The organism is Stagnimonas aquatica (assembly GCF_003730135.1).
Lineage (GTDB): Bacteria > Pseudomonadota > Gammaproteobacteria > Nevskiales > Nevskiaceae > Stagnimonas > Stagnimonas aquatica.
Genome location: NZ_RJVO01000001.1, coordinates 506,405 through 515,000 on the forward strand (window position 1 = coordinate 506,405; position 8,596 = coordinate 515,000).

The 8,596-nt window shown below is 64.7% G+C and carries 3 protein-coding genes and 2 rRNA genes (1 of these 5 only partly in view); 1 reads left to right on the forward strand and 4 read right to left on the reverse strand.

Annotated elements, in window-relative coordinates; all coding sequences use genetic code 11:
* Positions 1-46: 46 nt before the first annotated feature.
* The gene (locus ED208_RS02235; RefSeq protein WP_123210217.1) at positions 47-1,000 is read left to right on the forward strand and encodes a metal-dependent hydrolase; all 954 of its coding nucleotides are present in this window, start codon (positions 47-49) and stop codon (positions 998-1,000) included.
* On the opposite strand, the gene ED208_RS02240 is transcribed toward ED208_RS02235, so the two are convergent.
* From ED208_RS02240 to ED208_RS02255, 4 genes are all read right to left on the reverse strand, one after another.
* A complete protein-coding gene (locus ED208_RS02240) occupies positions 956-4,687 on the reverse strand; it encodes a M36 family metallopeptidase (RefSeq protein ID WP_148044659.1) in 3,732 nt (1,243 codons plus the stop codon). The genes ED208_RS02235 and ED208_RS02240 overlap by 45 nt on opposite strands.
* 169 nt (positions 4,688-4,856) lie before the next feature.
* Positions 4,857-7,133 (reverse strand): tetratricopeptide repeat protein, encoded by a 2,277-nt coding sequence (locus ED208_RS02245; protein ID WP_158608395.1) that lies wholly within the window; start codon positions 7,131-7,133, stop codon positions 4,857-4,859.
* 311 nt (positions 7,134-7,444) lie between these two features.
* A 5S ribosomal RNA gene (gene rrf / locus ED208_RS02250) occupies positions 7,445-7,559 on the reverse strand.
* 142 nt (positions 7,560-7,701) lie between these two features.
* Positions 7,702-8,596: ribosomal RNA gene (locus ED208_RS02255) — 23S ribosomal RNA — on the reverse strand; it runs 1,942 nt beyond the window's last position.

Consider the following 8,596-nt stretch of genomic DNA (forward strand, 5'->3'; position numbering starts at 1 on the left):
TAATTCTCCACGCCGCTCCAGTCCGGCGGCGTGGAGGAGTCTCGCAATGCCCGTCACCCCGATCCATGGCCGCCGTCGCCAGGAGGCCGCCGCCTCCACCACGCCGGGGCGGCTGACGCCGCGCAAGCCGCGCTTCGACTGGTCACGGACGCCGCTGGAATGGATCCCTGGCCAACCCTTCGCCAGCCATTTCATCAACGAGATCAATCTGCTGCTGCCGGCCGGCGAGCGCTGGTTCTGCAAGCTCTACCAGCAGGCGCTGCCGCTGATTACCGACCCGCGCCTGCGCGAGGACGTGCAGGCCTTCATCCGCCAGGAAGCCGCGCACGCCCGCGCCCATGCCGACGCCACCCAGGACTATCTGCAGGCGCACGGCATCGAGACCGAGAGCAACACCCGCCAGGAAGACTGGCTGTTCGCCACCCTGCTCTCGGACCGGCCGATGGGGGTCCAGGTGCCGCGCCTGGCGCAGCGGCAGTGGCTGCTGTTCCGGCTCGGCATCGTCGCCGCCGTCGAGCACATGACCTGCGTGCTGGGCCGCTACGTGCTCAGCAACCGCCGCTGGGACGCCGCCGGTGCCGACCCGACCCTGCTGGATCTGTTGCGCTGGCACGGCGCCGAGGAAGTCGAGCACCGTTGCGTGGCCTTCGACGTCTACCGCCACCTGGGCGGCGGCTACGCCTCGCGCTACTACCTGGCCAGCATCGCCATGCCGGCGATCTTCGGCCTCTGGGTGCACGGCGCCGCGCACCTGATGAAGCAGGACCCACGCTTCGCCGCCCGCAAGCCCAGCGTGTTCCGCCCCTGGATCTGGCGGGAATGGCAAAGGCAGTCGGCCACTGGCCACCTGCCCTCGCTGTTCTGGCTGATGCGCCGTGAGCTGTCCTTCTTCAGCCCCTGGTACGACCCGGTCGGTGAAGCCTCGACCGAGCAGGCGCTCGCCTATCTGCGCAGTTCACCGGCCGCCGCCAGCGCCCAGCTCGGCGCCGTCGCGGCCTGAGGCCAACCGACGGCGGCGCGCCGCCGCCAGCAGCAAGGGCAACAGCAGGCCCAGACCAGCCGCGCCACCGCCGAAGCGGCCGGAACCGCCGTCGCCACCGCCGGAGCTGGAACCGCCCGGATCGCTGCTGGCGCTGAGTTCGGCCTTGGCCTCGCTGGAGTAGGCCTGGATCTCGGTGGCGCGCGCCGCGTCGCCCGGCTTCACCGAGGTGATCGGCGAGCCGCCGCTGAGGATGTTGAGCGCGGACAGCAGGGTGGAGGACGTGCTCATGCAGTCGGTGTTGTTGAGCGGATCGCTGTCCTGATCGCCCTGGAAATCCGGTCCGCCGCTGCACTGGGTGTTGAGCACCCGCAATTGCAGGTGGGTGGCCTTCACCGGCGCGAAGCTGAAACGGCGGAGGTTGAGGTCCGGCTGCAGGGGACGCGGGCGCACGCCCGGGAAGGCATCGTCGGCGCTGGTGTAGACCAGGTTCTTGAAGTCCGCCACCGGATCGGCGCAAGCACCGTCGCAACTGCGGATCTCGAAGGAGCGCAGCGCCGTCCAGCGGCCGGCGTTGCTGGGGCCGGCAGCGGTGCTGACGCTGACCGAGGAGACGGTCTGCTCGCCGCCCGCCAGGGCGATGGTCGCGTAGGCGCCCACCGCCAGACCCGCGTCGCCGAGGATGGCGCCGGTGTCTTCGGAGTCGTCGATCAACTGGTCCTTGAGCGCGATGTTCTCGGCCAGACTGGCGCTGGTGCTGACGCTGGCGCCCTTGCTCAGCGAAGCGCGGTTGCTGGGCAGGGTGAAGCTGAGCGTGGCCTTGCCGGGCTTCAGATCCTGCTCGAAATGGTGGATGCCGTAGCCGGGCGCGACCACCATGAACTCGTAGTGGCCGGGCACGAAGCGGGCGCTGTCGCGGTTGATCAGGGTCTTGCGACGGCTCGCCTCGTCGGTCTCGTCCACCACGGTGGCGGGATCGGTGTCGGCGATCTGCCGGGTGCGGGTGGCGTAGCGGCCGACCAGAATGCGGGCATTGCTGATCGGCGCGCCGCCCTCGTCACCGGCGAAGACCTTGAAGGCGATCTCTGCCTGATCGGTCGCGAGTGGCGACTCGAAGCTCGGCACCGGTTCGACATCGTCACCGCCGTCGGTGTAGGCGTACTCGCCCATGCCGCGCTTGGCGAACACCCGCCACATCAGCGCCTGGTTGGCGCCGCCGAAGCGGGCCAGGTCGGCGGCGAGCATGGCGTCGCGGGCGTCGAGCATGCTGACGTCGCTCTGCATCAGCAGCCAGGCGTCGAAGATGAGCTGGATCCAGCGGCGGTTGCCGGGGCAGTGCTGGGCATCGACCAGGCCGTTGGCGCAGTCGCGCTGCAGATTGGCGTCGCTGTCCGGGTAGTCGGCGTTGTACTGGTCGATGAAGGCCTGACGCAGCTCCCATTGCAGGCCGTTCCAGATTTCACCGTCGGCGTGCACCTCCGGCCCGGGCGTGTCGAAGCCGTAGTTGCCGTAGTTGAGCGGGTTGTCGTCCAGCGGGTAGTCGCGGATGCCGCGCACCGGGTTGCCGGTGGTGTAGGCGCCCAGCGCGGTCGGGCTGTAGCCGCCCGCCTGGGTGTAGCCGAAGGCGTGCTGGAACTCGGTGGCGACCAGATCGCTCCAGCTCTCGCCCATCGCCCCGCCCTGCTCGCTGGTGAGATTGCCGTCCGGCCCGGCGACCATGCGGTTGGAGATGGCGTGGGTGTATTCGTGGCCGGCGATGCCCATGTCCAGCGCGCCGTCGGTGCAGGGCGGGTAGATCAAACCGCCGACCGGCTGGAACAGGTACTGGTTGGTGATGCCGGGGACGCCGTCCATCAACGCGATCTGATTGGCGTTGTTGCGGCCCGGCAGGGTGCCGTAGGTGGGCATCCAGGGCGAACCGGTGATCGAGCCGGCTTGCGAGGTGCCAAGCTCGGGATCGTTCTGCTGGCTCAGCGGCGTGAGCCCGAAGTTGAACAACTGCAGGTTGTAATTCTTCTCGGTGAAGCCGAGGAAGTAGGCGAAGTCGTGCATGCGGTTGTGCATCACGAACAGGTTGGTGGTCACCGCACTGAGGTCGTTGCCGTTGGACAGCGGCACCTGGCTCTTGAGCACCTCCAGCGGGCTGCACCCGGACTTGTACCAGGCGTTGTTGAAGGTGAAGTCGTACTTGCGGTTGAGCGTCAGCGGCGGATTGGGCACCGAGGGCGTCAGCGGGCTCAACGAGCCGCCGGCGGTGATGGCGTTGTTGCCGATGGTGGTGAAGGTCGGCACCAGGCCGAGCAGCATGTCCCAGGGACCGCGCGAGGCAGTGGTGGTGACGTCCACATCGCAGCCCGCCAGCCCGCCCGCCGGCAGCGGTGCGAAACAGGCAACCTTGCGCACGTCCTCACCGGCATAGCTCTGGTCCGGATTGGAGGGGAACCACTTCCACTGCGGCGCGTTGGCGTCGGCGCCCAGCAGCACCGAGGTCACCGAGACATCCACCGGGCTGACCAGGAAGGTACCGAGATAGTCGGGCAGCGGCGGCAGCGAGCCCAGCGACAGGAAGGAATCCTCGGGGCAGACCTCGACCTGGTAGTTGCCCGCCGGCACGCCGCCACTGGGGGCGTAATTGAGCACCTGCGCCGGTCCGGTCAGGGAGTGGATGCTGGCCACCAATTGCGCGGCGCCGTCGGCGTTCGCACGGTAGAGGTTCACCGCCACCGAATTGGTCGGCAGCAGCGCGGTAGTGATCAGATTGATCGCGGCGCTGCCGGCGGCGACGCTGTACTCGTGGCGCTCGGCGCAGGTCTTGGCGTCGGCGAAGCTGCCGTTATAGGCCTGCGGCACCAGCGGAAAGGCAGTGGCGTTGTAGACGCGATTCTCGCGGCGCCAGACCTTGCCGGTTTCGGCATCGACGTAGTGCACATAGGCCAGGGGAACGCCGGCCTGCACGTCCAGCACCACGGTCTCGAACACCTGCCGCACGCCGCCAGCGGGCACCGGCAGCGCCAGCAGACGCGCGCGCTGCGGCTGCGAGAAACCACGCACCTTGAACAGGGTCCAGCCGGTGCTGGCGCTCTGGTCCAGCGTCGAAAGCACATTGGCAATCGGCACCGCGCGTCGGACGTCCTGGGCGGCACGCAGCCAGGCCTGCAGCGGGCTGAGCACCGCCGAGGAGGCCGGGGGCTGCTCGCCCGCCGAAGAAGACGACACGTAGTAGACCTTGCCGTCGATCACGCCGACCGTGATCAGACCGCCCACCGCCGCCGGCAAGCCGGAAAAGCGCTGCCGAAACAGCAGGGCCTGCGCGCGGTTGCCGGGCGTCCGGCCGTCGTTAATCAACTCCAGCTCATCGACCCCCAGCGTGGATAGCTTGAAAAGCACGCGGTTCTGGCGCAGCCACTGGCGCGCGGCGGTCTCCGCGTCCTGGCTCAGACCGGTGGCCAGATAGCCACCCGGCTTGACCAGGCTGGCGACCGTGCCAAAGGCGTTCCAGGTCGCGCGTGCGCCGAGTTGCCGCACCAGTCCATCGGCCTCCACCGCCGGCGTTAGCCGGCCTTCGCGGTAGTCAACATCAGCGCGCTGCGCAACCGCCGCCTCGTCGTAGAGCTGAACCACCGCCTGCGCGGGCGCGGAGAGCAGGCCATTCAGGCCCAGCAACAGGAAAAGAGCCCGCGAGTGCGAGCGTAGGGGGGCGAAGCGCATGGGTGGCGGTCCTGGTCAGCGACGGGGCTTGCACCTGGGCCGGACCACAGAGCACTGGTTCGGTCTTCAGGCAGTCAGTGCCGGTGCAAAGTCGATGCCAAGAATCGTCAATAAATTGTTGATTTCGCTTTGTTAATACAATTTCACAAGAAAGCTCTGACTGGCCCGCTTAGGACGAGGTGAGCAGCGCCTGAAACGAGGGATCCGTTCGGATCGGGTCCCAGTCCGGGCTGAGCCTCAGGTCGGTTTCGGTCAATGGCCACTCGCCATAAGCGGTGTTCAGTAGCCGCCGAAGTCGAGGAACCGCGAGGTCGGCACGTCCGAGTCCGGCCTCCGCGCGGGCCAGGAACTCCTCCATCACCGGCGACCAGTAGGCGTCGTCCATGGCGTTGAGGATCTTGATCGCGCGTTGCCCGGCGCGCTCGGTGGCTTCGAGGTCGCCGAGGCCGGCTTCGGCCGAAGCCAGCGAGGACCAGGCGGCATAGTTGTCCGGCTGCGTTTCGACCACGCTGGTCAGGGCACTTCTGGCCTGGCGGAAGCTGCGTTCGGCGGGCGCCTGCTGCCCGGCGCTGCGTTGCACCCAGCCGAGGAAGGCGAGGTAGAGACCGCGATCAAAGTCAGCCCCGGGGTCGAGTGCTTGGAGGAAGCCCTGCTGCGCCGCGATGATGGCATCGGTACGTCGCTGGTACTGCCAGAGGGTGAATTGCGCGGCTCCGACGTAGTCCCAGGCTTCGAGCGGCAGTCCCTTCAGCAGCGCCTCGGCCTCGGGCAAACGCCCGAGCGCCAGGTAGGCGGAGGCTTTGCGGCCCAGCAGCTGGGCATCTGCCGGACTAAGTTCCAATGCGCGATCAAAGGTCGTCAGCGCGGCGTCGAAGCGACGCAATCCCATCAGGGTCAATCCCCATTCCGCCAGCGCGGGCGCGTTGACCGGGTCCAGCGCCAGGCTGGCTTCGAAATGTTTCAGGGAATCCTGCCAGCGACCCAGACGCCGGGCGATCAGCGCCAGTGCGTAGGCCGGCTCGGCGTCATTGGGGTAGCGTTGGCGCAGCTGTTCAAAGCTGGCGTATGCGGCGGCGTAGCGCTGTTCGACCCAGTATTGGAAATATGCCTCCGCGAACTGCGCCTGCATCAGTTCGGGGTCCAGCGACCGGGCCTTGTCCGCAGCCTCCCGTGCCGACTGCCTGGCCGCTTCGCTGGCGTCTTCGCCATAGATGTAGCGCAGCGAAAGACTGCGCGACCACCAGGCCCAGGCCGCCGCGAACTGAGGGTCGTGCTGCACCGCGCTGGAAAAATGCTGCGCGGCGCGCTGGCGATCCTCCGTGGTCGGAGACGGCCGCGTAATCAAAGCCAGGCCACGCAGATAGTCGTCGTAGGCGCGCGGGACCTTGGTCGGCCGGCGCGACAGGCGCTGTGCCTCTGCGGCGGACAGATTAAGGCGCAGGGCAGACACCACGGCGGCGGCGATCTCTGATTGCACGGCGAGTACGTCGTCGAGCTTTCGATCAAACTGCTGTGCCCAGATTTGCTCGCCACGGGCGACATCGCTCAGGCGCAGACGAATACGTACCGTTGCGCCGCTCTTTTGAACGCTGCCTTCCAGCAGATGACTGATCTTCAAGCGTCGCAACAAGACGCTCAGCTTGGTGTCGGGCGCGGCAGGTGCCTCATCGAACAGACGGGTCATCACCCGCAGGCTGTGGATGCCGGCCAGACGACTCAGCACCTCGTCCTGCATGCCGGCAGCGAAGTAACCGTTCTGGGCATCGTCGCTGAGACTCTCGAACGGCAATACTGCGATGACGGGGTTGGGCGACGGGGTTGCTGTGGACTGCGGCCGCAACAGCACTGCCAGTGAAACCAAGCCGATCAACAGAACGACAGCAGCTCCGGCCAGCAGAAGCTTGGGCTGCCAAGCACTGGCCGGATGATCGGCTTGATGCTCAAGCGATTTCGCCGCGTCTGCCGGCTCGACCAGAAAGACCTCAATCGGCTCGGGGATGTTCTTGAGAAGCTGAGCGCCTGCTGGTTGCAGTACCGACCGCAGCGCGCTGTGTACCTGCGCGCGGACAGCGGCCGTGACCGCGATACCGCCGCTCGGAGCTAGCGTTTGAACGCGCGCGGCCACATTGACCCCGTCGCCCATCAGGTCGGAGTCGCGCATTTCGACATCGCCAAGATGGATGCCGATGCGAATCTGAAATTGATCAGTCTCAGCCGCACGGTGATTGTGCTCGGCCTGCGCGCGCTGCACCGCCAAGGCGCACTGAAACGCCGCGAGCGCGCTGGGGAAACAGATCAGCATGCCATCCCCGATCGTCTTCACCTCCCGACCGCCGTGCTGGCGGAGCACCCGTCTCAGCAGGCGGTAATGCTCGGAAAGGCGGCGCAAAGTGCCCGCTTCATCGGCCCGCATCATCGCCGAGTACGCCACGACGTCGGTGAACATCACCGCAGCCAGTTGACGACGAAATCCACGAGCCTTCACCAGCGCCCTCCCTGCGGCAGAAGCCGTGCTGTGATCGGTTGAAACGGAATTCCGCAGTAAATGCCGATCCATCGACTTCGACGACTGGATCGACGAGACAGCGCCCCGTATCGAAGACATCCCTGAAGGCGAAGCCTATTGCATCCCGAGCCCGACTGTAATCATCCGCGATGTCCGCGCAGGTATCGGAGCTTTACGCGTCCCTGATCGAGTCAAGCGAAACAAAACGAAAAACCCCGGTTCGTAACGAACCGGGGTTTCCGTATTTAAGAGCTTGGCAGTGTCCTACTCTCACATGGCTAACGCCACACTATCATCGGCGCTGAGCTGTTTCACTTCTGTGTTCGGGATGGGAACAGGTGGTTCCAACTCGCTATTGCCGCCAAGCAAACTGTTGTCCGAATGCCGAAAATCGGCATCAGGAAATAATTTCGGTTTGTAGTTGAACGACTGAAGTCGTAATTCAATGCCAGATACTTAACGCTGACTAACCACGTTTTCGCGAATCGCAAAAATGTTTGAGCGTTATATGATTAAGCCGCACGAGCAATTAGTACGCGTTAGCTGAATGTGTTACCACACTTACACACCGCGCCTATCAACCAAGTGGTCTACTTGGGCTCTTTAGGGAGGTTAAACCTCCGCGAAGTCTAATCTTGAGGTGGGCTTCCCGCTTAGATGCTTTCAGCGGTTATCCCGTCCGTATATAGCTACCCAGCGATGCCACTGGCGTGACAACTGGAACACCAGAGATACGTTCAACCCGGTCCTCTCGTACTAAGGTCAACTCCTCTCAAACTTCGAACGCCCACGGCAGATAGGGACCGAACTGTCTCACGACGTTCTGAACCCAGCTCGCGTACCTCTTTAACCGGCGAACAGCCGGACCCTTGGGACCTGCTACAGCCCCAGGATGAGATGAGCCGACATCGAGGTGCCAAACACTGCCGTCGATATGGACTCTTGGGCAGTATCAGCCTGTTATCCCCGGAGTACCTTTTATCCGTTGAGCGATGGCCCTTCCATACAGAACCACCGGATCACTTACACCTACTTTCGTACCTGCTCGACTTGTTTGTCTCGCAGTCAAGCTACCTTATGCGTATGCACTCAAAAGCGCGATTTCCGACCGCGCTGAGGTAACCTTCGCACTCCTCCGTTACTCTTTGGGAGGAGACCGCCCCAGTCAAACTACCCGCCATACAATGTCCCTGCCTACGATGAGTAAGCTAGGTTAGAACTTCAAGTTTATCAGGGTGGTATTTCAAGGTTGCCTCCACCCTAGCTAGCGCCAGGGTTTCAAAGGCTCCCACCTATCCTACACAAACAAACTCAAAGTCCAGTGTAAAGTTGTAGTGAAGGTTCACGGGGTCTTTCCGTCTTGCCGCGGGAACACTGCATCGTCACAGCAATTTCAATTTCAC

Coding starts and splice junctions, on each gene's coding strand:
- ED208_RS02245 (WP_158608395.1), bottom strand. CDS start 7,133: ATGTTCACCGACGTCGTGGCGTACTCGGCGATGATGCGGGCCGATGAA.
- ED208_RS02240 (WP_148044659.1), bottom strand. CDS start 4,687: ATGCGCTTCGCCCCCCTACGCTCGCACTCGCGGGCTCTTTTCCTGTTG.
- ED208_RS02235 (WP_123210217.1), top strand. CDS start 47: ATGCCCGTCACCCCGATCCATGGCCGCCGTCGCCAGGAGGCCGCCGCC.